The organism is Mesorhizobium sp. ZC-5 (assembly GCF_025753855.1).
Taxonomy (GTDB): domain Bacteria; phylum Pseudomonadota; class Alphaproteobacteria; order Rhizobiales; family Rhizobiaceae; genus Neomesorhizobium.
Genome location: NZ_JAOWPT010000005.1, coordinates 306,486 through 330,455, shown reverse-complemented (window position 1 = coordinate 330,455; position 23,970 = coordinate 306,486). Strand labels below are relative to the sequence as shown.

At 62.8% G+C, this 23,970-nt stretch carries 22 protein-coding genes; 9 read left to right on the top strand and 13 right to left on the bottom strand.

The window, feature by feature from the left end:
• Positions 1-10: 10 nt before the first annotated feature.
• Positions 11-922, bottom strand: a complete 912-nt coding sequence (locus OHD58_RS16675) for an agmatinase (RefSeq protein ID WP_263804542.1) — start codon at positions 920-922, stop codon at positions 11-13.
• Between the two features lie 180 nt (positions 923-1,102).
• On the opposite strand from OHD58_RS16675, the gene OHD58_RS16670 reads away from it, so the two are divergent.
• Together OHD58_RS16670 and OHD58_RS16665 are read left to right on the top strand one after the other, a co-directional pair.
• Positions 1,103-1,354 carry a DUF1127 domain-containing protein gene (locus tag OHD58_RS16670; protein WP_263804541.1) on the top strand — a complete coding sequence of 84 codons (252 nt, stop codon included), beginning with the start codon at positions 1,103-1,105 and terminating at the stop codon, positions 1,352-1,354.
• A 12-nt stretch (positions 1,355-1,366) separates the two neighbouring features.
• On the top strand, positions 1,367-2,533 hold the full coding sequence (locus OHD58_RS16665) for an MFS transporter (RefSeq protein ID WP_263804540.1): 1,167 nt from the start codon (positions 1,367-1,369) through the stop codon (positions 2,531-2,533).
• 97 nt (positions 2,534-2,630) lie between these two features.
• Here OHD58_RS16665 and OHD58_RS16660 read toward each other — a convergent pair whose 3' ends face one another.
• Positions 2,631-2,924, bottom strand: a complete 294-nt coding sequence (locus tag OHD58_RS16660) for a DUF2934 domain-containing protein (protein ID WP_263804539.1) — start codon at positions 2,922-2,924, stop codon at positions 2,631-2,633.
• A gap of 217 nt (positions 2,925-3,141) precedes the next feature.
• Here OHD58_RS16660 and OHD58_RS16655 point away from each other — a divergent pair, with 217 nt between their 5' ends.
• Together OHD58_RS16655 and OHD58_RS16650 are read left to right on the top strand one after the other, a co-directional pair.
• On the top strand, positions 3,142-3,546 hold the full coding sequence (locus tag OHD58_RS16655) for a diacylglycerol kinase (protein WP_263804538.1): 405 nt from the start codon (positions 3,142-3,144) through the stop codon (positions 3,544-3,546).
• Between the two features lie 162 nt (positions 3,547-3,708).
• Positions 3,709-4,020 carry a hypothetical protein gene (locus tag OHD58_RS16650; RefSeq protein ID WP_263804537.1) on the top strand — a complete coding sequence of 104 codons (312 nt, stop codon included), beginning with the start codon at positions 3,709-3,711 and terminating at the stop codon, positions 4,018-4,020.
• Here the strand turns inward: OHD58_RS16650 and OHD58_RS16645 are convergent.
• Complete coding sequence (locus OHD58_RS16645) at positions 4,001-4,303, bottom strand: XRE family transcriptional regulator (RefSeq protein WP_263804536.1); 303 nt, start codon at positions 4,301-4,303, stop codon at positions 4,001-4,003. The two genes, OHD58_RS16650 and OHD58_RS16645, sit on opposite strands and share 20 nt — an antisense overlap.
• 77 nt (positions 4,304-4,380) lie before the next feature.
• Positions 4,381-8,178: a methionine synthase gene (metH, locus tag OHD58_RS16640; protein ID WP_263804535.1), complete on the bottom strand. Its 3,798-nt coding sequence runs from the start codon at positions 8,176-8,178 to the stop codon at positions 4,381-4,383.
• Positions 8,179-8,349: 171 nt separating this feature from the next.
• Here metH and mazG point away from each other — a divergent pair, with 171 nt between their 5' ends.
• Positions 8,350-9,174 (top strand): nucleoside triphosphate pyrophosphohydrolase, encoded by an 825-nt coding sequence (gene mazG / locus OHD58_RS16635; RefSeq protein WP_263804534.1) that lies wholly within the window; start codon positions 8,350-8,352, stop codon positions 9,172-9,174.
• Positions 9,175-9,334: 160 nt separating this feature from the next.
• A complete protein-coding gene (locus tag OHD58_RS16630) occupies positions 9,335-10,174 on the top strand; it encodes a hypothetical protein (protein WP_263804533.1) in 840 nt (279 codons plus the stop codon).
• Positions 10,175-10,306: 132 nt separating this feature from the next.
• On the opposite strand, the gene hflX is transcribed toward OHD58_RS16630, so the two are convergent.
• The 9 genes from hflX to dusB all read right to left on the bottom strand — a co-directional run bounded on the left by hflX (position 10,307) and on the right by dusB (position 21,225).
• The gene (gene hflX / locus OHD58_RS16625) at positions 10,307-11,695 is read right to left on the bottom strand and encodes a GTPase HflX (protein ID WP_412177226.1); all 1,389 of its coding nucleotides are present in this window, start codon (positions 11,693-11,695) and stop codon (positions 10,307-10,309) included.
• 3 nt (positions 11,696-11,698) lie between these two features.
• Positions 11,699-11,947, bottom strand: coding sequence for an RNA chaperone Hfq (gene hfq / locus OHD58_RS16620; RefSeq protein WP_263804532.1), 249 nt, complete (start codon positions 11,945-11,947; stop codon positions 11,699-11,701).
• A 148-nt stretch (positions 11,948-12,095) separates the two neighbouring features.
• Positions 12,096-12,956, bottom strand: a complete 861-nt coding sequence (locus OHD58_RS16615; protein ID WP_263804531.1) for a D-amino-acid transaminase — start codon at positions 12,954-12,956, stop codon at positions 12,096-12,098.
• 74 nt (positions 12,957-13,030) lie between these two features.
• A complete protein-coding gene (locus OHD58_RS16610; RefSeq protein ID WP_263804530.1) occupies positions 13,031-13,792 on the bottom strand; it encodes an MBL fold metallo-hydrolase in 762 nt (253 codons plus the stop codon).
• 86 nt (positions 13,793-13,878) lie between these two features.
• Positions 13,879-15,240, bottom strand: coding sequence for a sigma-54-dependent transcriptional regulator (locus OHD58_RS16605; protein ID WP_263804529.1), 1,362 nt, complete (start codon positions 15,238-15,240; stop codon positions 13,879-13,881).
• On the bottom strand, positions 15,230-17,512 hold the full coding sequence (locus OHD58_RS16600; RefSeq protein WP_263804528.1) for a sensor histidine kinase NtrY-like: 2,283 nt from the start codon (positions 17,510-17,512) through the stop codon (positions 15,230-15,232). The genes OHD58_RS16605 and OHD58_RS16600 overlap by 11 nt, the downstream gene beginning before the upstream one ends.
• Positions 17,513-17,606: 94 nt before the next feature.
• On the bottom strand, positions 17,607-19,064 hold the full coding sequence (gene ntrC, locus OHD58_RS16595) for a nitrogen regulation protein NR(I) (RefSeq protein ID WP_263804527.1): 1,458 nt from the start codon (positions 19,062-19,064) through the stop codon (positions 17,607-17,609).
• On the bottom strand, positions 19,061-20,200 hold the full coding sequence (locus OHD58_RS16590; protein ID WP_263804526.1) for a two-component system sensor histidine kinase NtrB: 1,140 nt from the start codon (positions 20,198-20,200) through the stop codon (positions 19,061-19,063). The genes ntrC and OHD58_RS16590 overlap by 4 nt, the downstream gene beginning before the upstream one ends.
• Complete coding sequence (gene dusB, locus OHD58_RS16585) at positions 20,197-21,225, bottom strand: tRNA dihydrouridine synthase DusB (RefSeq protein ID WP_263804525.1); 1,029 nt, start codon at positions 21,223-21,225, stop codon at positions 20,197-20,199. Before dusB ends, OHD58_RS16590 begins: the two co-directional genes overlap by 4 nt.
• Positions 21,226-21,365: 140 nt before the next feature.
• Between dusB and OHD58_RS16580 the strand changes: the two genes are divergently transcribed.
• Genes OHD58_RS16580 through OHD58_RS16570 form a run of 3 tightly spaced genes read left to right on the top strand, consistent with a single transcriptional unit; the run spans position 21,366 to position 23,932 of the window.
• The gene (locus OHD58_RS16580) at positions 21,366-22,586 is read left to right on the top strand and encodes a bifunctional 2-C-methyl-D-erythritol 4-phosphate cytidylyltransferase/2-C-methyl-D-erythritol 2,4-cyclodiphosphate synthase (RefSeq protein ID WP_263804524.1); all 1,221 of its coding nucleotides are present in this window, start codon (positions 21,366-21,368) and stop codon (positions 22,584-22,586) included.
• Positions 22,583-23,071 (top strand): CinA family protein, encoded by a 489-nt coding sequence (locus OHD58_RS16575; RefSeq protein WP_263804523.1) that lies wholly within the window; start codon positions 22,583-22,585, stop codon positions 23,069-23,071. Before OHD58_RS16580 ends, OHD58_RS16575 begins: the two co-directional genes overlap by 4 nt.
• A gap of 51 nt (positions 23,072-23,122) precedes the next feature.
• Positions 23,123-23,932, top strand: coding sequence for an MBL fold metallo-hydrolase (locus OHD58_RS16570; RefSeq protein WP_263804522.1), 810 nt, complete (start codon positions 23,123-23,125; stop codon positions 23,930-23,932).
• Positions 23,933-23,970: the final 38 nt, after the last annotated feature.

The following is a 23,970-nucleotide window of genomic DNA, read 5'->3' as shown; positions in this document are numbered from 1 at the left end:
GAAGCCGGGTTCAAACCTGCCGGACGATGGTGCCGATCATATTGACGAGAAGGCGCGCCGCGGTCAGGGCTGACAGGCCGTCAATGTCGGCGGGAGGATAAAGCTCGACAAGGTCTGCCCCTGCGATCCTGGCCCGCCTGCCGAGGCCCGCGATCAGGTCGATCACTTGGCCGTAGGTGAGGCCGCCGGGCGTACGCGCCGCCACGCCCGGCATGATGCCGGGATCGAGGCCGTCGCAGTCGAGGGTGACGACGACGCGGGCACCTTCCGGAATATGCCGCAGCGCGGCTTCGACGCCCTCAGCGTGAACCTCGCGGGCGGTCACGAAGTGGCTGCCATAGTGCTGCGCCGCTTCGATTTCGGTGAGGCGTGCGCTGCCGACGCTGCGCAGGCCGACCTGCACCATGCCGGCGACATGCGGCATCTCGCTCGCCCGGCGCATCGGGCTCGAATAGCCGTAGCGCTCGCCATGCAACGCGTCGCGCCAGTCGATATGGGCGTCGACCTGCAGGATCCAGACCGGCCCGTGATCCGCAAAGCCGGCGAGGAAGGGAATGGGCACGGAATCGTCGCCGCCGAGCAGGATCGGTACAGCCTGTAATGCCAGCACCTCGCGCGTCTTCGCCTCGATCCGGGCCCGGTTGCCGGCATTGTCATGCATGGTGGTCGGAATGTCGCCGGCGTCGATGCAGCAGATCGGCTTGCCGTCGAACAGCGGGCCGCCGAGATCGAAATCCCAGTGCTCGACGAGTGCGGCATCGTCCTGGCTCGCAGCGCGGATGGCGTCGGCGGCCAAGGCATAGCCGCTGCTGTCCTTGCCGGGATATGTGCTGCCGTGACCGGCTCCGAAGATCACCGCACGGGGCATGCGGCCATCGGCGAGGCGATCGGGAAAGCCGAGAAAGGGAGGCGAAGCGGTCATTTCTTGATGGTCTTGATGATGGTTCAGCTGAAATTCGGTGTTGAGGGCGCAAGATTAGTCCGTTTGGAAGTTTTTGGAACTATTTGGGAGGGCTTAAGTACGACGCGGTTCGTATCCTGCAGAATTCATCCTCTTTCAGGTCGAAGGGTCTCCGGGCCCTCAAACCGTATGGAGGTTGCCATGAACGACGCCCCTACCCTTGCGTCGGCCCCGCACCAGGCAGCGTGGCCGGGAACGCCCATAAAGCCGGCGGAAGTGTCGCGTCGGCACCTGGCAATCCCGCGAAGCATTATCGCGACCTGGAGCGAGCGGATACGCCTTCGCTGGGATTTTGAGCAAATGTCGAACGCCAATCCGCATCTGATCGACGATATCGGTCTGACGAGACGGCAGGTCGAAGCAGAGATCGCCAAGCCGTTCTGGCAAGCATAAGGCGAATGCTGCATGATTGCCGAAAGCACGACATTGCCGCGAGAAGATCTGGTCCCATGGGCCGCGATGGCGGGCCTCATCGCGACCGTCGCGTTGGGCGCCGTGGCTGCGGGGGTGACCTATCCGCTGCTCTCTTTCATCCTCGAGCGCCAGGGCACGGCGCCTGGCCTGATTGGCCTGTCGGCGGCGATGATGCCGCTGGGCTTCATCGTATCCGCCTACCTCACGCCGGCGCTGGCGCGGCGCGTCGGCGAGGCACGGCTGGCGATCCTGTGTTCCACTCTGGCGGCAGCCACGCTGATCGCGATTGCCTTGACGCAGGACGTCTGGGCCTGGATGCCGCTGCGTTTCCTGCTCGGCTTCTTCACCAAGCCGGGTTACGTGATCAGTGAAACCTGGCTGATCTCGATCACTCCCGCGTCGCGCCGGGGCCGCATCATGGGCCTCTATTCAGCGATCGTTTCGGGCGGCTTCGCCATCGGCCCGCTGTCGCTCGGCCTGGTCGGCACGCAGGGTTGGCCGCCCTTCATCGTCGCCGTCACGGCTCTGCTTCTTTGCGGCCTGATCATGCTTGCGGTCGTTCCGCGCCTGCCAAGGATACCGCATGAAGGCGAGGCAACGTCGGTCGGCGGCTTCTTTACGCTGGCGCCGCTGCTGTTGTTCGCGGTTTTTGCCGCGGCCGCCTTCGAGCAGACCCTGATTTCGCTATTCCCTGTCTATGGCGCCGCGCTCGGCAGTTCCGAAAGCCGCGTCGCTTCGCTGATCGCCTGCTTCATCGCCGGCGATGCCGCGCTTCAGATTTTGCTCGGACGTGCGGCAGACCGGTTCGGCTCGACGCGCATCATGCTGTTCTGTGCCCTGGCCTCGCTGGCCGGCTGCCTGGTTCTGTCGCCGAGCTTCGGTACGTGGCTCGTCTGGCCGCTTGTTTTCGTCTGGGGCGGGGTTTCGTTCGGGATCTACACGATGACGCTGATCCAGCTCGGCAAGCGTTTCACCGGTCAAGCCTTGATCGCCGGTAACGCGGCCTTCGCGTTCGTCTGGGGCATCGGCGGCATTGTCGGCTCGCCCGCGACAGGCCTCACGATGCAACTGATCGGACATCAGGGGCTGCCTTGGTCCCTTGGGCTGCTGTGCTGTCTGCTGGCGGTGCTTCTGATGGCGCAGAGACGGCGGACCTGATCGAGGTTCTTGCCACATGCTGCGTCGATGGCATGGCGTGTCCGCCATTTCGGACCCGATACACCTTGCAGAACCTGCAGACCGCTTTGGGCTCGATTCACGATTTCGATCGTGAAGATGTCCGCTTTGCAGCCGATTTCTTCTGTCCGTCAGGTTTGCTCTCCGTTGCCTGCTTCGGCTTTGCTGCGGCACGGCGTTTGCCAGCCAATTTCTCCAAAGGTGGACTTGTGCCGGTCGCTGCAGCAGCGTCAGCGGGCTTCGCGCCCTCCTCCGCATCAATCTCGTTGGAAGCCTGCTCCCAGTGCTTCTTGTCGTGTCCGTGAGGCCTGCCATCGCGCTCCCAGATCTCGTGGGCACGCTGCCGAACCCGCTCTTCCCTGTCTTCGCTCATCTGGCCCTCCTCTTAGTCCCAAGTAGCAATCTATTTAAAAGCTCGGGATTGCATTGTATCCGCAGAAGCCCCGGCTTCCAATTGTCCTCCACCGCCTATCTGTCCCAGGCTGTCGCTCCGGTCCCCTTGCCCTCCCTTGATGGTGCGCCATTTCGTCGGGAGGCAGAGTTTCTGCGACTGCGCAGACAGCTGCGGGCATGCAATCAAGGGATTTGAAATGCAGCAGGCCATCGTCCGCGTAGTCTGTGCCATCGGCCAGTCCGGCCAGCTTGGCCTCGAAGGCAAATTGCCCTGGGAGGGCAACCGATCGCCGCCCTATGTGGCCGATGTTGCGCGTTTCTTCGACCTCACGAGAGGCCATGTCCTGCTCGCTGGTCCCAAGACGATCGCGAGCGTCCCGAAGTTCGCGCGCGTCGACCGTGAACTTTTCACGGTGCGCTCCAGCATGGATCCGCAGGAGACTCTGGGACGTTTTGCCGGTCGCATCGTGTTTATTGGAGGAGGCCCGCCGGTCTGGAACGCCTACGCACATTTGGTGAGCCACTGGGATGTGACTCGCCTCCCCTATGACGGTCCCGCGGACCGCTGGTTCGACCCCAGGTGGCTTGTCGGCGGATCGTGAGCGTTGACATCAACCGCGTTGCGGCCTGCGAATGCGCCGCGCGCCGCTCCAACCAAACGGTTAACCGCAAGTATAAAGACGACGGTCGGGTTGCTTGCAATTGATCCATTTCGCTGGTTTCATCCAATTGCGGAGGGCGCGTGGCAGTATTGGTAGGCTGACATGGCGACCGATTGGACGAGTATTCTGAAAGAGCGCAGTGAACTTGCTGCGCGAACCGCCCAGGCAATTCCGGATTTCTTGGCGGACCCGCGCCACGGCGTTGAGGATGTGGAGCATCTTTCCCAGGTCCTCGGAAAATGCTCGCAGGATATGAAGCGCCTGAGAAGCCGGCTGCGAAGGGCAAAAGTCGGCTCCGAGGTCCGGGAAACCGCGAATTCTCTGGAAGCCGTTTGGAACGAAATCGGCGAAATGGTTTCGGAGCGTGTCGCAATGCTCCATCAAAGGGATAGCTCTACGGCACTTCGTCAGTAGCGGTCGGGCCGCCTTCATTTTCCAGGGTTGCCAGCCTGCGCGTCACCGACTGGCTGAATTTCAGCCGCACGCCGGCGCCGTCCGCGCCTCGTTCGGGAATGAAGCTTGCTCCCAGCGTCTCCAGAGCCGACTGCAGCGCTTCAACGGTTGCGGCGTCGGGAACATTGATCCGGCGCTCGAAAGCTTCGATCACTGCTTCGTCAACGCTTGCGGCCGTTGCGAGTTTGGATCGCGTGATTTCCACCAGGGCGCGCGCCGCCTTGCACATCGGTCCGGTGATCATTTCGCAAAAGCCCTCGTCATCATCCCCGCAGACTAGTTATCCGGCCTGGGAGAAGCAAACATCACGTGCCGACGCCGTCATGCAGCTTCATCGACAATCCCCGTCGAGACATAGTTCAGGATCGGACCAAGCCAGCGTTCGACCTCGTTGACCGGCATGCCCTTGCGCCTGGCATAATCCTCGACCTGATCGCGCTCGACCTTGGCGACGCCGAAATAATAGCTTTCCGGATGCGCCAGGTAGAGACCGGAAACCGATGAGCCGGGCCACATGGCGTAACTTTCGGTCAGGCTGACGCCGGCGTTCTTTTCCGCCTCCAGCAGCTTGAACAGCGTCACCTTTTCCGTGTGGTCCGGCTGCGCCGGATAACCCGGTGCCGGGCGGATGCCGCCATACGGTTCGCCGATCAGAGCGTCCGGCGCGAAATTCTCATCCGGCGCATAACCCCAGAACTCCTTGCGCACCTTCTCGTGCATGCGCTCGGCGAAGGCTTCCGCAAACCGGTCGGCCAGCGCCTTGACCATGATCGACGAGTAGTCGTCGTTGGCTCGCTCGAAGCGCTCGGCGATCGCCACTTCCTCGATGCCCGCCGTGACGACGAACGCGCCGAGATAGTCCGGCCTGCCGCTGTCTTCCGGGGCCACGAAGTCGGACAGCGCGACGTTTGCCTTGCCGTCACGCTTCGTCAGTTGCTGGCGCAGTGTGAAGAAGGTGGCAAGCTCCCTGCCCCTTGTCTCGTCCGTGTAGAGCTTGATGTCGTCGCCCACCGCATTGGCCGGCCAGAAACCGATCACCGCCTTCGGCGCGAACCATTTCTCGGCGATGACCTGTTTCAGCATCGCTTGCGCGTCCTCGAACAGCGCGCGCGCCGCCGGCCCTTGCGCCTCGTCCTCGAGGATTTTCGGATAGCGTCCCTTCAACTCCCAGGTCTGGAAGAAAGGCGTCCAGTCGATGTAGCGGGCAAGTTCGGCCAGATCCCAGGTTTCGAACACTTTCGTGCCGAGGAACGTCGGCTTCGGCGGCTGGTAGGCTGCCCAGTCGATCCTGTGCGCGTTGGCGCGCGCCTTGGCCAGCGGCAGGCGCTGCTTGTCGGCTTCCGAGCGGGCATGCGCGTCGGCGACCTTCTTGTATTCGCCGCGCACGGTCTCGACATAGCCGCCCTTGGCGTCTTGCGACAGCAGGCTGGAAACCACGCCGACGGCGCGGCTGGCGTCGGTGACATAGACCGTCTGGCCTTGGCTGTAGCGCGGATGGATTTTCACCGCCGTGTGCACGCGGCTGGTCGTGGCGCCGCCGATCAACAGCGGAATGTCGAAACCCTCGCGCTCCATTTCCGATGCGACGTGCACCATCTCGTCGAGTGACGGCGTGATCAGCCCGGAAAGGCCGATGATGTCGACCTTCTGTTCTCTGGCGGTCTGCAGGATCTTGGTCGCCGGCACCATGACGCCCAGATCGATGATCTCGTAATTGTTGCAAGCCAGCACGACGCCGACGATGTTCTTGCCGATGTCGTGAACGTCGCCCTTCACCGTCGCCATCAAAATCTTGCCGGCGCTTTCGCGTTCGCCAGAGCCGCCATTGGCAAGCTTCTCGGCTTCCATGTGCGGCAGCAGCCCGGCCACCGCCTGCTTCATCACGCGCGCCGACTTCACCACCTGCGGCAGGAACATTTTTCCCGCGCCGAACAGGTCGCCGACGACGTTCATGCCGGCCATCAGCGGTCCTTCGATGACATGCAGCGGCCGCTCGGCCGCCAGCCGTGCCTCCTCCGTGTCGGCATCGATGAATTCGGTGATGCCGTTCACCAGCGCGTGGCTGATGCGCTGCTCGACTGGCCATTCGCGCCACTTCAGGTCGCGCTCCTTGGCCTCCTTGCCGGCCGTTCCCTTGAAGCGTTCGGCAAGCTCCAGCATGCGCTCGGTTGCCGTGCCACCGCCCTTGGGCGTGCGGTTGTTGACGACATCCTCGCAAGCCTCGCGCAGCTCCGGATCGATGGATTCATAGACCGCAAGCTGGCCGGCATTGACGATGCCCATGTCCATGCCCGCCTGGATGGCGTGATACAGGAACACCGCATGCATGGCTTCGCGCACCGGCTCGTTGCCACGGAACGAGAAGGAAAGATTGGAGACGCCGCCCGAGATGTGAACATGCGGCAGCGTCTGGATGATTTCCCGCGTCGCCTCGATGAAGTCGACGCCGTAATTGTTGTGCTCGTCGATGCCGGTGGCGATCGCGAAGATGTTCGGGTCGAAGACGATGTCTTCCGGCGGGAACCCGGCCTGCTCGGTCAGCAATTTGTAGGCGCGTGTGCAGATTTCGACCTTGCGGGCCTGCGTGTCCGCCTGCCCCTGCTCGTCGAAGGCCATGACCACGACGGCCGCGCCATAGGCCCGGCATAGCCTGGCGTGGTGCAGGAAAGCCGCCTCGCCTTCCTTCATCGAGATCGAATTCACCAGAGGCTTGCCCTGCACGCATTTCAGCCCGGCCTCGATCACCTCCCACTTGGAGCTGTCGATCATCACCGGCACTTTGGCGATGTCCGGTTCGGCCGCGATAAGGTTCAGGTATTCGACCATCGCCTTCTGCGAATCGATCAGGCCCTCGTCCATGTTGATGTCGATGATCTGGGCGCCGTTCGCCACCTGGTCGCGCGCCACGTCGAGCGCTGCCGCATAATCGCCGGCGGTGACGAGCTTGCGGAACTTCGCGGAGCCGGTGACATTGGTGCGCTCGCCGACATTGACGAACGGGATCTCGTCCGCCAGCGCGAACGGCTCCAGCCCGGAAAGCCGCATCAGCGGCGCGATTTCGGGCACCGCGCGCGGCGGATACTTTTTCACCGCCTCGGCAATGGCGCGGATATGCTCCGGCGTCGAGCCGCAACAGCCGCCGACGATGTTGACCAGCCCTTCCCGCGCGAATTCCTCGATCTGCGCGGCCATGAATTCCGGGCTTTCGTCGTACTGGCCGAATTCGTTGGGCAGGCCCGCATTCGGATAGGCGCAGACGAACGTGTCGGCGACGCTGGAAATCTCATCCAAATGGGCTCGCATGGCATTGGCGCCGAGCGCGCAGTTCAGGCCGATGGTGAACGGGCTGGCGTGGCGAACCGAGTTCCAGAACGCCGTCGGCGTCTGCCCCGAGAGCGTGCGGCCGGAAAGATCGGTAATGGTGCCGGAGATCATCACCGGCAGGAAAATGCCCTTCTCGGCAAAAATCTCGTTGCAGGCAAAGATCGCGGCCTTGGCGTTTAGCGTGTCGAAGATCGTCTCAATCAGGATCAGGTCGGCGCCGCCATCGATCAGGCCGCGCAGCTGTTCGCCATAGGCGATTCGCAAATCATCAAAGGAAACAGCGCGATAGCCGGGGTTGTTGACATCCGGTGAGATCGAGGCGGTGCGGTTCGTCGGCCCGAGCGCGCCAGCGACGAAACGGCGCTTGCCGTCTTCCTGTTCGGCCCGGATCGCCGCACGCCGCACCAGACGCGCTCCGTCACGGTTCAACTCGTAGACCATGTCCTCCATGCCGTAGTCGGCCTGGGCGATGCTGGTGGACGAAAACGTGTTGGTTTCGATGATGTCGGCGCCGGCGATGGCGTATTTGTAGTGGATTTCCTCGATCGCCGCCGGCTGCGAGAGGATCAGCAAATCGTTGTTGCCCTGCTGGTGGCAGTCGCAGCCGACAAACTTGTCGCCGCGGAAATGATCCTCGCCGAAACCGAGCCCCTGGATCTGCGTGCCCATGGCGCCGTCGAGGATGAGGATGCGTTCGCGCGCCGCAGCGGTCAACGCCGCCAGCACTTCGGAACCGTCGCGTTTCGCCGTGACCGCGCCGAACAACTCATCAATGGCCGAATTCGTTTGCGACATGGTTTTTCCTTACAGCGACATTACCACAATGCAATCACATAAGGACATCTTTATGTCAACATGCGAAACCTGTCCGCCCGGCCAAACCGGAGGACTTGCTTGCTGTGGACAAGCCGGCTCTGCCTCGCCCGGCCGGTACCCGTTCGCCTGCCGCCGCGCTAGCATCCGCCAATGAAGCCTTCCAAGGACATTTCCCGCCTGCTTGAGATCATGGCGGCACTCAGGACGCCCGTCACAGGCTGCCCCTGGGATGTCGAGCAGACCTTCGAGACCATCGCGCCCTACACCCTCGAAGAGGCCTATGAAGTCGCCGACGCGATTGCTCGCGGCGATCTTGACGATCTGCGCGACGAGCTCGGCGATCTCCTGCTGCAGGTGGTGTTTCATGCCCGCATGGCCGAGGAACAGGGCGAATTCGGTTTCGGCGATGTGGTCGAGGCGATCACCACCAAGATGATCCGCCGTCATCCGCATGTGTTCGGCGACGATGCCGCACGCAATGCCGGCATGGCCAAGGGCATGTGGAATCGGATCAAGGCGGAGGAGAAGGCCGAGAAACGTGCATCCCGCCTCGCCCGCGGCCTCGATCCGGAAGACCATGGCTCGGGCTATCTGGACAGTGTGCCCGTCGCCCTGCCCGCGCTGACCCGTGCGCTGAAGCTGCAGGAAAAAGCCGCGCAGGTGGGTTTCGACTGGAAGGATGCCAAGCCGATCCTCGACAAGATCGAGGAGGAGATCGGCGAGCTGCGCGAGGCGATGGAAAAGCAGGATCGTCCGGCGATCGAGGACGAATTCGGCGATGTTCTATTCGCCCTGGTCAATTTCGGCCGCCATCTGAAGATCGACGCCGAGACGGCGCTGCGCGGCACCAACGAGAAATTCCGTTCGCGTCTGCACCATGTCGAGCGGGCGCTCGACGCGTCCGGAAGCAGCCTGGAGAAGGCGACACTCGATGAGATGGAAGACCTCTGGCAGCAGGCCAAGGGCAAGCGATAGGCTATCGTGCGTCCTTCGAGGCTCGGCATCGCCCGGGCGACGCACTTCGTCCAATTGGCGAAAGGTGATCGCGATCACGGTGGCCACATAGCTCTAAGTCATAAGCGGCGTTATGCTTATGCTATTCGTCCATTGTTTCGTCTTTGAGGACTTTCGTTTCATGTCTCAAACAAGCGATCAATCGAAGGAGAGTCCGTTCTGGAAACGGGTTATCGACGACTTGCCGGGTTTCACTACAGCGATAGGAACGACCGCGCTCTTTCTCTCCATCCTCTATGAACTCGGATACTTCACCATCGTGGGGTTTGAGCTCCTCACACTGATGGGTCCTCTGGATTACCTTCGTAATGCGATTCTGTGGCTTCCCGCGCCTCTCGCCTTCGGTGCTCTCTACATCATTGCCATACGGCTGTTGGTGTTGCCTTTCGAGAGTTCTCTCAACCGGATGTTTGTTCCGAAACGCGCTCAGAATCTCCAACGGTTTCGCGAAACTCGCATCATCAATATCTTGCCTTGGGTTTTCATCCCGCTCGCACTTTTCATCGCGATTTCATCGCTCAGCGTTGCCTACTTGACCGTTGATTTGTTTGGCTGGGGAGCCGTTTCGGCGGTCGTGCTTTTCCTAACCATCATTTTTCTGGCTGCCATTCTTAGTTTTTTATTGTCCAAGCCGGACAAGCTGCCAATCACCGGCGTCGGCGTTGTTACAGTTCTCGGCACCTTGGTGTTTGGCGCGGTTTTTGTCGTCGGTGCATTCTCGGCAGTGATACAAATGATGGGTTCAGCGAATTATCGTTTGGCTTTCAGCGGCGAAGCAGCATCGTCTCCGCAAGACGGTGTCCTGTTGCGGAGTCTGGAGAAGGGTGTGCTCTTCCTCACTTTGCCCGACAGGACCATCCAATTCTACCGATGGGACACAGTTGCTAACCTGCGTCCGCTTCGCGATCCTTTGGAAGAGCTTTTACCGCGCATTCTAGGCCAGATACCGGCGTCTCATTAGCGTGCAAACTTCCGCTGGGCCGCCGTTATTGTCGGAACGAATAATCTGACAACTGGCCGCTGCAGCGCCAATCCTTGAAAGCTCGCACGATCGTATCGGTGTCGAGAAGACAACAAATCCTGCGACCAGGCCTTATCCCTTCACGCGCAAGCGGCTTTCGATTTCGGAGCGCGCCGCGGCCGTCGCCTTCAGTGAGATCGAAACACTGCCGTCCTCATTGTCGATGCGTTTGACCACGTCGCCGTTGCGGTAAACCCAATCGATCTGGCCGAGCTGACTCGGTGCCAGCGTCACCTCGACGGTTTCGAGATCGCCGGAAACGCGATTCTCGATGATCGCCGCAAGCGCCCCGATGCCTTCGCCTGTAATCGCGGAAATGGCGATAGGCGGCCCCTTCTGCCCGCCGGCCGCTTCGTCGAGCAGCCGTTCGCGGTTGCTGTCGTCGAGCCGATCGATCTTGTTCCAGACTTCGATCACCCGGTCGGCATTCGAGGCATCGACGCCGAGGTCGGCAAGGATCTGCTCCACGTCCTCGGCCTGCGCGGCGGTGTCGGGGTCGGAAATGTCGCGCAGGTGGATGATCAGGTCGGCCTCGACCACTTCTTCCAGCGTCGCCCGGAATGCCGCGACCAGATGCGTCGGCAGGTCGGAAATGAAGCCGACGGTGTCGGAGAGGATGACCGGCGTGCCATGCGGCAGGCGCACGCGCCGCAGCGTCGGGTCGAGGGTGGCGAACAGCATGTCCTCCGCCAGCACCCCTGCCCCCGTCAGCCGGTTGAACAGCGTCGATTTGCCGGCGTTGGTGTAGCCGACGATGGCGACCACTGGAAACGGCACCTTCTTGCGCTTGGCGCGGTGCAGGTCGCGCGTGCGCCGCACCGTCTCCAGTTCGCGTTTCAGCTTGATGATCTTTTCCTGCAACGCGCGCCGATCGGCCTCGATCTGCGTTTCGCCGGGGCCGCCGAGGAAACCGGCGCCGCCGCGCTGCCGCTCCAGGTGGGTCCAGCTGCGCACCAGGCGGCCCTTCTGATAATTCAGGTGCGCGAGATCGACCTGCAGCGTGCCTTCCTTGGTGCGCGCCCGCTCGCCGAAAATCTCGAGGATCAGCCCCGTGCGGTCGAGCACCTTGGCATTCAGCGCCTTTTCAAGATTGCGCTGCTGCACCGGTGTCAGCGGATGGTCGACGACGACCAGTTCCGCCTCCTCTTCTTTCACGATTTCGGCGAATTCCTCGACCTTGCCGGAGCCGAGCAGCGTCGCCGGCTTCGGGTCGGCGATATTGACGATCGCGGTGTGCACGGGATCGAGGTCGATGGCGCGCGCCAGGCCGACCGCCTCCTCGTGGCGCGCCTCGGGCGAGCGCGACAGGCGCGGTCGACCCGAAGAATTCTCCTCGGGACGTTCGCGCGTCAGGATCGGAACGATGATGACGGCGCGGCCGGTCGATCCGCCCGTGGCATGGCCGGAATCGCCGTTGTCCGTCTTGCGCGGTCTATCCGCCGCGCGCACTGCTTTAACCAAAAATCAGGCTTCCCGGGCAGCTTCCTCGCCATCAAACATCTGAACCGGCTGGCTCGGCATGATGGTGGAAATGGCATGCTTGTAGACAAGCTGCGAATGGCCGTCGCGACGCAACAGCACGCAGAAATTGTCGAATGACGTCACCACCCCGGTGAGTTTCACGCCGTTGATGAGAAAGATGGTGAGTGGGTTCTTGCTCTTGCGAACTGAATTCAGGAACAGGTCCTGAAGATTTTGCGATCGTTCCGCCATTTTTCTTTTCTTTCGCCGATCCCCTGGGCAATGCAGCCAGTGCGCCAAAATAATACGCCGCTGTCAAGCACGCAAAGACATATCCTATCGCGGTGACACGACAGGCAAACAAGAGAATTAACCAATGTCTGTTCTGGCGAAGCGGTTATCAGGCTTGGCTTTTTTCCGCAACGTCAAAAAATGCCTGCCGTAGCGTAAGCACAACCGATCCGGGGTGGCCGTTGGCGACCGGCTCACCGTCGATCGCGACCACCGGCATGGCGATTGTGGTCGCAGAACTGATGAAGGCTTCGCGTGCCGCCTTGGCCTCGGCGACGGAAAAGAAGCGCTCCTCGATCTTCAGCCCCAGCTTGGCGGCCACATCGAACAGGGTCGTCCGGGTGATGCCGCGCAGGATGCCGTGCTCGGCAGGCCGGGTGACCAAAGAGCCGTCCTTGGTGACGATCCAGGCGTTCGACGACCCGCCTTCCTTGACGTTGCCGTCGGCATCGACGAACCAGGCCTCCTGGGCACCGGCCTCCTTGGCCTTCTGCTTTGCGAGCACATTGGGCAACAGGCCGACCGACTTGATATCGACCCGGTCCCAGCGGTTCTCCGGCACGGTGATGACGTTGATGCCGGTTTCGGCGCGCTTTGCCGGGCCTGCCGGATCGACCTTCTTGGCGGTCACCACCAGCGAAGGCGGCGTGTCGGCCGGGAAAGCAAAATCGCGCCCGGCAACGCCCCGGGTTACCTGGAAATAGACGAGGCCGTTGACGACACGATTGCGGGCAACCACTTCGCGCAGCACGATTTCCAGTGCTTTTCTGGCCATCGGCCAGGCGATGCCGAGTTCGTTCAGCGACCGGTTCAGCCGGTCGAGATGGCGCTTCATGTCAACGATGTAGCCACGCGCCACCTCGCAGACCTCATAGACGCCGTCGGCGAACTGGTAGCCGCGATCCTCGATATGGACCGCCGCATCGGCGTGAGCGACATAGCGGCCATTGACGTAAGCGATGCGCGGCATTTCTTTCCCCGGAGATTCTTCTGGTCTTCAATATGCCGACTTTCGGGCTTCGGCAGGCGATTACAAACGCGTCGTCACTTGCGCGATGCGGCAAATTCCATCGTCTCGCCGTCGGCCGGGATGCGCAGCCGGTCCCGGGCGATACCCTGCCCGTCGGCGAAAGCGCGCAGTGTCGCGCGATCGACCGTGGCGTGGTCGAGCGCTTCCATATGCGTCGCCACGACGATCGCCTGCTCCGCAGCGCAGACGGTCGCGACCGTCTGCGCGTCGTCCATGACGATCAGCGTGCCGTCCCAGCGCGCGCCGCAGGAATGCGTGAAGATGATCTCGGGCTGGCTCGTGCGAATGGTCTCTTCGACCGGTGGATAGAAAATCGTATCGCCGGTCCAGTAAACGGAAGGCTCCCCTTCGGCCGTCAGGCTGAAACCCATGACCGGCCCCATTTTGTCGAGCACCGCGCCGCTGCCGTGTTCGCCCAGCCTGCGCGTTATTTCGATGCCGCGCCACGACAGCGTGTCGGTTAGCGGCGTCACGTCCCGGAACCCCGCCTCGCGGATATTGTCCTCGTCGCCTGGCTGGCAGATCAGCGGCAGGTCTTTCGGAACCTCCTGCTTGGCGATCGTATCGAAATGGTCGGTGTGCAGGTGGGAAACGATCACCAGTTCGACGCCGTCCAGGATCTCGGCCGTCGAAACCGGCAATTCGGTCATCGGATTGGGCGAGCGGCCGGTGAAGGAAGGCAGGCTGTGGCGCGCCGCGAAATAGGGATCGACGAGGATCGTCGCGCCGCCATAGTTCATCTTCAAGGTGGCATTGCGAATGAGTTGAACGCGCATTTTTTCTCTGTTTGCAATAGGTTAGCGCAATAACTTGCGTCTGGAGGAGCCGCCCGGCCTCCCGGCGGCACTGTCCGAAAAAGCCCCTACACGCCCAGCGATTTGAGTTTCCTGTGCAGGGCGGAACGTTCCATACCAATGAATTCCGCCGTGCGCGAGATGTTGCCGCCGAAACGGTTGATCTGGGCCAACAGATATTCCTTTTCGAACATCTCGCGCGCCTCGCGCAACGGCAGCGCCATGATGTGCTGGTCCGACTGGTTGGGCGCGCGCGGCATGACATCGCCGATCTCCGACGGCAACAAGTCGGCGCTTATCGGGGCTTCGACATCGTCGCCGCGCACCAGGATCATCAGCCGTTCGATGTTGTTGCGCAGCTGGCGCACATTGCCCGGCCAGTTGTGCGCCTGCAGCACCGCCAGCGCGTCGTCGCCGATGCGGCGTGGCTTGATGCCGGCCTGGCGTCCGACCTGGCGCATGAAATGGTCGACCAGGAAGGGAATGTCCTCGCGTCGCTCGGCCAGCCCCGGCACCATCACCGGCACCACGGCGAGGCGGTGATAGAGATCTTCGCGGAAGCGGCCTTCGGCGATCATGCCTTCGAGGTTCTGCGCCGTCGACGAGATGATGCGGACGTCGACCTTCACCCGCTTGGTGCCCCCTACCCGCTCGAACTGCTGGTCGACCAGCACGCGCAGGATCTTCGATTGCGTCTCGCGCGGCATGTCGGCCACTTCGTCGAGATAGAGGATGCCCCGGTGTGCCTCCTCGAGCGCACCGACCTTGCGTTCGCCACCGTTGGATTCGGTACCGAACAATTCGATCTCCATGCGTTCGGGCGTGATCGTGGCGGAGTTCAGGGAAACAAACGGTCCTGTCTTGCGCGCCGACAACGCATGGATGGCGCGCGCCGCGAGTTCCTTGCCCGAACCAGAAGGCCCGATGATCATGACGCGGCTGTTGGTCGGCGCGACGCGCTCGATGGTCTGGCGCAGCTGGTTCATCGCACCCGACATGCCGATGAGATCGAAACTGTCTCCACTGCGCAGCTTGAGGTCGGAGACCTCGCGCTTCAGCTTCGAGGTTTCCAGCGCCCGCTCGGCGATCAGGATGAGGCGATCGGCCTTGAACGGCTTTTCGATGAAATCATAGGCGCCGCGGCGAATCGCCGAAACCGCGGTTTCGATGGTGCCGTGGCCGGAAATCATCACCACCGGCAGCCCCGGATGCATGATCTTGATCTGATCGAGCAGCGCCAGGCCGTCGAGGCGCGAGCCCTGCAGCCAGATGTCGAGGAAGACCAGCCGCGGCACCCGATCCGCGATCGCCGCCAGGGCGCTGTCGCTGTCGTGCGCGGTGCGTGTCTCGTGACCCTCGTCGCTCAAAATTCCGGCGACCAGTTCGCGGATGTCTTCTTCGTCGTCGACGATGAGAATGTCAGAAGCCATTACCGACCTTTTCAGTTGCTCTTTCGCTTGTGGGCCGCGTTTCGGCCCGTGCCTGCGCGGCCGCGGCCGGAAGGACGATCGAGACCATCGCCCCCTGCCCGTCATGGAAATCCGCCGGCGCATCGTGCAGTTCCAGCCTGCCGCCGTGGTCCTCGACGATCTTCTTGACGATAGCGAGGCCAAGGCCGGTGCCTTTTTCGCGCGTCGTCATATAGGGCTCGAGCAGCCGCTGGCGGTTCTCGCGCGGCAAGCCCTTGCCGTTGTCGATGACATCGACGCGGATCATGTTGCCTTCGCGGCTGGCGCGGATGCGGATGGCGCCGGCCCTGCCGGCTTCGCGCCCGGACCCCTCGATCGCCTCCGCCGCGTTCTTGATGATGTTGCCGAAGGCCTGGGCCATCAGCCGGCTGTCGAACGTGCCCATCAGGGCTTCGCTGCCGAATGCCCGTTCGAAGCTGATGTCGGAACGGCTGACCTCGACCAGGAACGACGCCTCGCGCAGGGGTTCGCGCAGGTCGAGCGTCTGCATGTCCGGTTTCGGCATGCGCGCGAACGCCGAGAACTCGTCGACCATGCGGCCGATGTCCTCGACCTGCCGGATGATGGTGTCGGTGCACTGGTCGAACACCTCGCGGTCCTCGGTAATGACCTTGCCGTAGCGGCGGCGGATGCGCTCGGCCGAAAGCTGGATCGGGGTCAGCGGGTTCTTGATTTCATGGGCGATGCGGCGCGCCACGTCGGCCCAGGCCGAGGTGCGCTGCGCCTGGACCAGATCGGTGATGTCATCGATGGTGACGACATAGGATTTGTCCTCGGTCTCAGTCTCCTCCTCCACCGTCACCAGCACGTTGAAGGTGCGTTCGGCGCCCGTCCGGTAGAACGTCACCTGCTCGCGATAGACGGGCCGGCCCGACTTGCGGCCGATTTCAAGCACCCGGCCGACATGCGGGAGAATGGCGGACAGATTCTGGCCGACGGCGACTTTCTCCGAAATCGCCAGCATCGTTTCCGCGGAGCGGTTGACGATGGTGACAACGCCGTTTGAATCGACGCCGATGACGCCGGCGGTGACGCCCGCCAGCACCGCTTCGGAAAACCGCCGGCGGTCGTCGATGACGTCCTTTGCATGCAGCAACTCGTTTCGCTGCGATTTGAGCTGCAGGATCATCTTGTTGAACGTGTCGGCGAGCGAGCCGACATCGCCGTCGGAAATCCTGACCGGCACCGAGACGTCGAGGTTGCCGGTGGAAACCTCGTCGGCCGCGCCGATCAACTGGCGGATCGGCCGTACCAGCCGGTCGGCCACCGCGATGCCCGTCCAGATCGCGGCGAGAACGACGATCAGCGTCAGTCCGAGATAAAGCAGCGCGAAGGCGATCTGCGTCGTCGGCCGCGACGCCTCCAGGCCGCGGTATTCATCGGCATTTGAGCGCACGATCTGGCGCGCCTTTATCACCTCCGGGTCGACCAGGCGGATCGTATAGAGATAGGCATCCGGAATCTGGCGCAGCTTGACGATCGCACCGACGATGTTGCGGCTGCGCGGCTCGATCAGCACCGGTTGTTCTTCGGTCGCCGACTGGATCCATTCGTCGGGTATCTCCGGCATCTCGAAGTCGGCGTTGGTCTGCGCCGCTGCCACCACCGAACCGTCATTGCGCACCAGCGCGGCGTGCGCCAGACCGCGGCCGATCGCCTGCCGCGTGATCAGTTCGCGAAAGCCGGTGCGGTCGAGATTGTAAAGGGAGCGCGCCTCGTCCAGCGTGAATGCCATGGACAGCGTCGTGTTCTGCAAGGTGCGGCCGTTCTCCTGCACATAGGCGTCGGCGATCGACAGCGACTGGCTGATGATGGTCTTGGTGCGTATCTCGAACCAGCGGTCGAGGCCGATATCGAGCGTGATCGAGGCGACGACTGCGACCAGGATGGCCGGGATCGCCGCCACCAGGGAGAACATGGCGACGATGCGCACATGCAGGCGGGAGGCCGCCTTGCCGCGCCGCCGCGCCATCAGGATGCGGTGTGCCTCGCGGCCGATCAGCGCGATCAGCAACAGCACGAACACCGCGTTGATGGCGATGACCGCGAGCGTCGTCCGCTCATCGGGCGCGATATAGGGCTCGGCGCCGCCAAGCAGGACGACGAATGAAAGCGCCGCCGTCAGCATGGCGCCGATGACGGCGATCACTCCGGGCAAGGCCAGGAGACGGCGCGTCTCGGAACTCGATTTTGGAAACAGCGGCCTTGCCGCTGCCTGGATGTCAGTCGTCATTGGTGCTTCTAACAGCCACTGATTCCGTTGCATCTATGCAACGCATTGTGGCGATTATGCAACAAAACTGTGCCGCGGGAAAAACTTTGACGGCTCAGTTCGGCTTTGCACCGCGATAGACGTTGACGCCGAGTTCGCGGATCTTCTTGCGCAGCGTATTGCGGTTCACGCCCAGGAGCTCCGCCGCCTTGATCTGGTTGCCGCGCGTCGCGGTCATCGAGGCGAGGATCAGCGGGTATTCGACCTCGGCCAGGATGCGCTGATAGAGACCCGGCGGCGGCAGATCGCCCTTGAACAGGCCGAAATAGCGCTGCAGATAGTGTTCGACAGCCTGGTTGATCGACAGATCGTCCGGCAACACGCCTCCACCTGTTGGCGGCGGTGCTTCGCCGGTGCGCAATTCCGCGTCGATGATTTCGGCCGAGATTTCGTCCTGCGGGTAGAGCGCCGCCAGCCGGCGGACGAGATTTTCCAGTTCGCGCACGTTGCCCGGCCAGGGGTAGCGCTTCATCAGCTCGACGCCGCCGCTGGAAATACGCTTCGTCTGCAGTCCTTCCTTCTCCACCTGCTTGAAGAAATGGCGCACAAGGTCGGGGATATCCTCGGCCCGCTCGCGCAGCGGCGGTAGCCGCAGCGGCACGACATTGAGGCGATAGAACAGGTCCTCGCGGAAAAGCCCCTGGTTGATCAGCGTGCGCAGATCCTTGTTGGTGGCGGCGACGATGCGCACATCGGTCTTGATCGGCGTGCGGCCACCGACCGTCGTGTATTCGCCCTGCTGCAGCACCCGCAGCAGCCGCGTTTGCGCTTCCATCGGCATATCGCCGATCTCGTCGAGGAACAGCGTGCCGCCCTCGGCCTGCTCGAAGCGCCCGGTGGAGCGGTTCTGGGCGCCGGTGAAAGCGCCCTTTTCGTGGCCGAACAGCTCCGATTCGATCAGGTCGCGCGGGATCGCGGCCATGTTGATGGCCACGAACGGGCCGTTGCGGCGGCGGCCATATTCATGCAGCGCGCGCGCCACCAGTTCCTTGCCGGTACCGGATTCGCCCGAGATCATCACGGTCAGGTCGGTCTGCATCATGCGGGCGAGCATGCGGTAGATGTCCTGCATGGCGCCGGAGCGGCCGACCAGCGGCATCGATTCCGGCTGGTCGTCGCCGCGCGGCTCGGCCGACGGGCGTTTCGGCTCCGCCAGCGCGCGGTTGACGATGGTCAGGAGTTCGGTGAGATCGAACGGCTTCGGCAGATATTCGTAGGCGCCGGTCTCGGACGCCCGGATCGCGGTCATGAAGGTGTTTTGCGCGCTCATCACGATGACCGGCAGTTCCGGCCGCGCCTTCTTGATGCGCGGCAGCATGTCGAAGGCGTTTTCGTCCGGCATCACCACGTCGGTGATGACCAGGTCGCCCTCGCCCGCCGCCACCCAGCGCCACAGCGTCGCCGCGTTCGAGGTGACGCGCACGTCATGCCCGGAGCGCGACAGCGCCTGGTTGAGCACGGTGCGGATTGCCGCATCGTCATCGGCGACCAGAATGTTTCCACGCACGCTCATCGGCCGGATCCCGTCTCGGTGTCACCGGCATAAGGCGCCTCTTTCCAGGCCGGCAGCAGGATGCGGAAAGAGGTGCCGCGCGGCGTCGAATCGCATTCGATGACGCCGCCATGTTCGCCGACGATCTTCGCCACCAGGGCGAGTCCCAGTCCGGAGCCGTTGGGCTTGGTCGTGATGAACGGATCGAACAGGATCGGCAAAATGTCCTCCGGTACGCCCGGACCATTATCGCGGACGGTGAATTCGAGTGGCAGCGACACGCGATCCTGGGTGCCGGGCACCGAAACGCGGATGCCGGGCCTGAAAGCGGTCGAAAGCGTCAATTCGCCCTGCGGGTCGGAACCGATCGCCTCGGCGGCGTTCTTCACCAAGTTCAGGAACACCTGGATCAGCTGGTCGCGATTGGCATAAACCGCAGGCAATGAAGGATCATATTCCTCTATGATCTTGATTCCCTTGGCGAAACCGTTTCTGGCTATCGCCTTCACATGATCCAGAACGACATGGATGTTGACCGGATAACGGTCGATCGGCCGCTCGTCGGAAAACACCTCCATGCGGTCGACCAGCGAGACGATGCGGTCGGTCTCGTCGGTGATCAGCCGGGTCAGCGCCCGATCCTCGTCCGAAACCGCGGTCTCCAGCAGCTGTGCCGCACCGCGAATGCCCGACAGCGGGTTCTTGATCTCGTGCGCCAGCATGGCGGCGAGACCGGTAACCGAGCGGGCCGCGCCGCGATGCGTCATCTGGCGGTCGATCTTGTCGGCCATCGAGCGTTCCTGGAACATCACCACCACCGAACCCGGCAGTTCGGGCACCGGCGCGACATAGATGTCGACGATCTTTTCGATGCCGAGGCGCGGCGAGGAAATGTCGACACGGTATTCGTTGACCGGCGCCTTCCGCTCGCGCACCTGCTCGACAAGCGTCAGCAGCGGGCTGCCGAACGGCACGAACTTCGCCAGCGTGTAGCGCCCGAGCATGGTGGCGCTGGCACGGAAAAAATCTTCCGCATCCGCGTTGGCGAAGGTGATGAAACCTTCCGCGCTGACCATGATCACCGGATGGCGAATCGTGTTGAGCACGATCTGCGCGGCGTCGGCCGGCGGCGGCACTGCTGCCTGTGTCACATTCATGCGACTTCCCTGATGTCCATTGCGGCTTCGCCGGCCAGGAATGCTTCGCGCAGCGCGGCGATTACCTGTTGCGGCTCCAGGCCGGTCATGATCGCCTTGCGCAGGTCTGGAGCGGCGGCTGCCGCGTGACGCTCCAGATACCAGCCGAGATGTTTTCTGGCTTGCCTGAGCCCGCTTTCGACGCCGTAAAGCGCAAGCATCGCATCGTAGTGGTCGATCACATAGCCGGCGATATCCTCGGCGCTGCGAGGAATGCCTTGCGCGGCGCTGCCGCCTGCCGCCTGGGCGATTTCGGCGGCAGCCCATGGCGCGCCATAGCTGGCGCGGCCGACCATCACCGCATCGGCTCCCGATTGTTCCAGCACCAAAGCGGCATCCGCCGCGCTGGTCACGTCGCCATTGGCGACCACCGGTATCGAAACCGCCTGTTTGACCCGCGCGATGGCGCGCCAGTCGGCCTTGCCCTGGTAGAACTGGCAGCGCGTGCGGCCATGCACCGTCACCATCTTCACGCCGGCCTGTTCGGCGCGCCGCGCCAGCAGCGGCGCGTTGAGCGCGCCTTCGTCCCAGCCGAGCCGCATCTTCACCGTCACCGGCACGTCGACGGCGCCAATCACCGCCTCGATGAGCGACAGCGCATGGTCCGGCTCGCGCATCAAGGCGGAGCCGGCATAACCGCCGGTCACCTTCTTCGCCGGGCAGCCCATGTTGATGTCGATGATGTCGGCGCCCTCGCCTGCCGCGATGCGCGCCGCTTCAGCCATGTGATCGGCCTGGCGTCCTGCAAGCTGCACCATGTGGACCGGAATGTCGGGCCGCCGGATGCGGCGCTCGGATTCCAGCCGGCCCTTGGCGAGTTCACCGCTCGCCACCATTTCCGACACGACGAGCCCGGCGCCATGCCTATGCGCACGCATCCGGAACGGCTCGTCGGTGATGCCCGACATCGGAGCCAGAAACACCCGGTTGCGGATTTCGACCGCGCCGAGGTCGAGCGGCAGGCCGAGTTGGGAAAAAGAGGTCATGCACAAAAACCGGGCACTTTCGTCTGCTGCTCATTGCCTAGACAGTTTTGCGCGTTTGTGCAACTGCGAAGGCGCTCAACTTTCGTCAAACCCCCGCTTTGCACTGGCGTTTGCCCTGACCCGCCGCTATGCGTCTCGCCATGGGCGAAACCAAGCAATCCAGCCATTCAGCCGCCAAGGTCGCCGTGGTCATCGTCGCGGCGGGCCGCGGCGAGCGCGCCGGACAGTCCGCCGAAGGCCCCAAGCAATACCGAAGGATCGGCGGCCGAGCCGTGCTTTACCGCACCATCGAGGCCTTTTCCAGCCATCCGTCGATCGGAACCATCGTCGTGGCAATCCATCCCGACGACACGGATCTGTTCGCTGCGATGGGCGAATTCACCCGCGATTTCATTGTCGTGCCCGGCGGGTCGACGCGCCAGGAATCGACGCGGCTTGCCTTGAGCGCGCTTGCCGGCGAAGCGCCCGGCGTCGTGTTGATCCATGACGGCGTGCGGCCTTTCGTCGACGCGGCGTTGATCTACAGGGTGATCGCCGCGATCGATGCCGGCCACGGCGCCCTGCCCGCTCTGCCGGTCTCAGATACGCTGAAGCGCGGTGCTGCCGACGGCACCATCGTCGAAACGGTGCCCCGCGCCGGCCTGCACACCGCCCAGACGCCGCAGGGCTTTCCGTTCGGCCCGATCATGGCCGCGCACGACGCGGCAGCCGCTGCCGGACGCGACGACTTTACCGACGACGCCGCGATCGCCGAATGGAATGGGCTGCCGGTGCGGCTCGTATTGGGCTCGCCGGACAACATGAAACTGACCTGGGCGAAGGATATCGCGATGGCCAACGAGCGGCTTTCCCAACGAAGCGCGTTCCCCGACGTCCGCACCGGCAACGGCTACGATGTGCATTCCTTCGAGCCCGGAGACCATGTCACGCTTTGCGGCGTCGCCATCCCGCACACCAAGAAGCTCAACGGCCATTCGGATGCCGATGTCGGCCTGCATGCGCTGACCGACGCGCTGCTCGCCACCTGCGGCGCCGGCGACATCGGCACGCATTTCCCGCCATCCGATCCGCAATGGAAGGGTGCGGCCTCGCATATCTTCGTGGAACACGCAGCGGGCATCGTGCGTTCGGCTGGCGGCCGTATCGCCAATGCCGACGTCACGCTGATCTGCGAGGCGCCGCGCGTCGGCCCGCATCGTGAAGCCATGACGGAGGCGCTGTCGAAAATGCTCCGAATTGCCAGGGAACGCATATCCATCAAGGCGACCACCAATGAAAAGCTCGGCTTCATCGGCCGCGAGGAAGGCATCGCGGCGATCGCTACGGCAAGTGTCGTCTACCCCGGAGATGTGCCCGAATGAGTGACCTTGGAGAACTGGCTGATCGTTTCCTCAAGGCGTGCGCTGCCCGCAAGATCCTTTCTGCGACGGCGGAATCCTGCACCGGCGGCATGATCATCTCCATACTCACCGACATCCCGGGTTCGTCGTCGATGGTCGATCGCGGTTTCGTCACCTATTCCAACGACGCCAAGATCGAGATGCTCGGGGTCTCCCCGGTCACCCTCGACGCGCATGGCGCGGTGTCGCGCGAAACCGCGCTGGAAATGGCGTCCGGCGCGCTGGCCCGCTCGCATGCCGGCATCGCGCTCTCGGTCACAGGCATTGCCGGCCCTGATGGCGGCTCGGCGGAAAAACCGGTCGGGCTGGTCTGGTTCGGGCTGGCGATGACCGGCCTTCAGCCGATCGCCGAACGTCGTCAGTTCGACAACAAGGGCCGCGATTTTATCCGCCGCGAGACGGTGCGGACGGCGCTGGAGATGGGGCTGAAGGCGCTCGCCGGCTAGTCTTCCGCGGCGTTTTAGAACTGGCGGCAATCTTCTTGATCGGATCGGCAAATGCACCGAATAGCTTCAGGCGGACTTCATTCAACCTATAGCCTTGGTGATCTGCGCATCACTTCGTTGCGCGATGGTTATGTCGACATGCCACTCAGGCGGCTCCGTCAACCCGGCAACAAACCATTTGGCGATGAGTTAAAAGATCAAATTCCGCTATTCGACGGACAACTCAGGCTTTCGGTCAATGCATTCGCAATTGACGATGGAAGCGCGATAACCTTGATCGATACTGGTGCGTCAAATGCTTGGCATCCCACCATGGGCCGCCTTCCCGAGGCGCTGGTTGAAGCTGGCATCGAGGCCGAAAGAGTCCGCACCGTCATGTTCACCCATACTCATCTCGACCATATCCATGGTCTTGTGCTTGCTGACGGTCGAGAGGCTTTTCCCCGGATGACGCGTTTGCTGGTTCCTGAGCAAGAACTTGACCTCTTTCGTGCCGTGGCGCGGCTCGAACGCTTTCACGGCAAGGCGGAATCATTCGAAGCCGGAGAACGTCTCGAGACACATGTTGAAGCTATTGGCGCTCATGGCCATGAAGTGGGTCACAGCTGCTTTCGCGTTTCGAGCAGCGGCGAACGCCTCTTGGTTTGGGGAGACACCGTTCACGTTCCATCGCTTCAGTTCTACCGACCGGAACTGACCTGGGAGTTCGATGAGGATCAGGACCAGGCGCGCGAAAGCCGATTGCGGTTGCTGGCACTCGCATCGGACGACGATTATTTCATCGCGGGCGCACACCTGGACTCGCCCGGCGTTGGTCGCGTCGCCCGGTCGAACGGAAGCTTTCGATTTGAGCCGCTATAGCTACGTCTCGAGATTGAGGCGATGAAGGCGCCAACCCG

Excerpts from the sequence above, each read along its gene's own strand:
- OHD58_RS16675 (WP_263804542.1), bottom strand. The coding sequence starts at position 922 with ATGACCGCTTCGCCTCCCTTTCTCGGCTTTCCCGATCGCCTCGCCGAT.
- OHD58_RS16670 (WP_263804541.1), top strand. The coding sequence starts at position 1,103 with ATGAACGACGCCCCTACCCTTGCGTCGGCCCCGCACCAGGCAGCGTGG.
- OHD58_RS16665 (WP_263804540.1), top strand. The coding sequence starts at position 1,367 with ATGATTGCCGAAAGCACGACATTGCCGCGAGAAGATCTGGTCCCATGG.
- OHD58_RS16660 (WP_263804539.1), bottom strand. The coding sequence starts at position 2,924 with ATGAGCGAAGACAGGGAAGAGCGGGTTCGGCAGCGTGCCCACGAGATC.
- OHD58_RS16655 (WP_263804538.1), top strand. The coding sequence starts at position 3,142 with ATGCAGCAGGCCATCGTCCGCGTAGTCTGTGCCATCGGCCAGTCCGGC.
- OHD58_RS16650 (WP_263804537.1), top strand. The coding sequence starts at position 3,709 with ATGGCGACCGATTGGACGAGTATTCTGAAAGAGCGCAGTGAACTTGCT.
- OHD58_RS16645 (WP_263804536.1), bottom strand. The coding sequence starts at position 4,303 with ATGATCACCGGACCGATGTGCAAGGCGGCGCGCGCCCTGGTGGAAATC.
- metH (WP_263804535.1), bottom strand. The coding sequence starts at position 8,178 with ATGTCGCAAACGAATTCGGCCATTGATGAGTTGTTCGGCGCGGTCACG.
- mazG (WP_263804534.1), top strand. The coding sequence starts at position 8,350 with ATGAAGCCTTCCAAGGACATTTCCCGCCTGCTTGAGATCATGGCGGCA.
- OHD58_RS16630 (WP_263804533.1), top strand. The coding sequence starts at position 9,335 with ATGTCTCAAACAAGCGATCAATCGAAGGAGAGTCCGTTCTGGAAACGG.
- hfq (WP_263804532.1), bottom strand. The coding sequence starts at position 11,947 with ATGGCGGAACGATCGCAAAATCTTCAGGACCTGTTCCTGAATTCAGTT.
- OHD58_RS16615 (WP_263804531.1), bottom strand. The coding sequence starts at position 12,956 with ATGCCGCGCATCGCTTACGTCAATGGCCGCTATGTCGCTCACGCCGAT.
- OHD58_RS16610 (WP_263804530.1), bottom strand. The coding sequence starts at position 13,792 with ATGCGCGTTCAACTCATTCGCAATGCCACCTTGAAGATGAACTATGGC.
- OHD58_RS16605 (WP_263804529.1), bottom strand. The coding sequence starts at position 15,240 with ATGGCTTCTGACATTCTCATCGTCGACGACGAAGAAGACATCCGCGAA.
- OHD58_RS16600 (WP_263804528.1), bottom strand. The coding sequence starts at position 17,512 with ATGACGACTGACATCCAGGCAGCGGCAAGGCCGCTGTTTCCAAAATCG.
- ntrC (WP_263804527.1), bottom strand. The coding sequence starts at position 19,064 with ATGAGCGTGCGTGGAAACATTCTGGTCGCCGATGACGATGCGGCAATC.
- OHD58_RS16590 (WP_263804526.1), bottom strand. The coding sequence starts at position 20,200 with ATGAATGTGACACAGGCAGCAGTGCCGCCGCCGGCCGACGCCGCGCAG.
- dusB (WP_263804525.1), bottom strand. The coding sequence starts at position 21,225 with ATGACCTCTTTTTCCCAACTCGGCCTGCCGCTCGACCTCGGCGCGGTC.
- OHD58_RS16580 (WP_263804524.1), top strand. The coding sequence starts at position 21,366 with ATGGGCGAAACCAAGCAATCCAGCCATTCAGCCGCCAAGGTCGCCGTG.
- OHD58_RS16575 (WP_263804523.1), top strand. The coding sequence starts at position 22,583 with ATGAGTGACCTTGGAGAACTGGCTGATCGTTTCCTCAAGGCGTGCGCT.
- OHD58_RS16570 (WP_263804522.1), top strand. The coding sequence starts at position 23,123 with ATGCACCGAATAGCTTCAGGCGGACTTCATTCAACCTATAGCCTTGGT.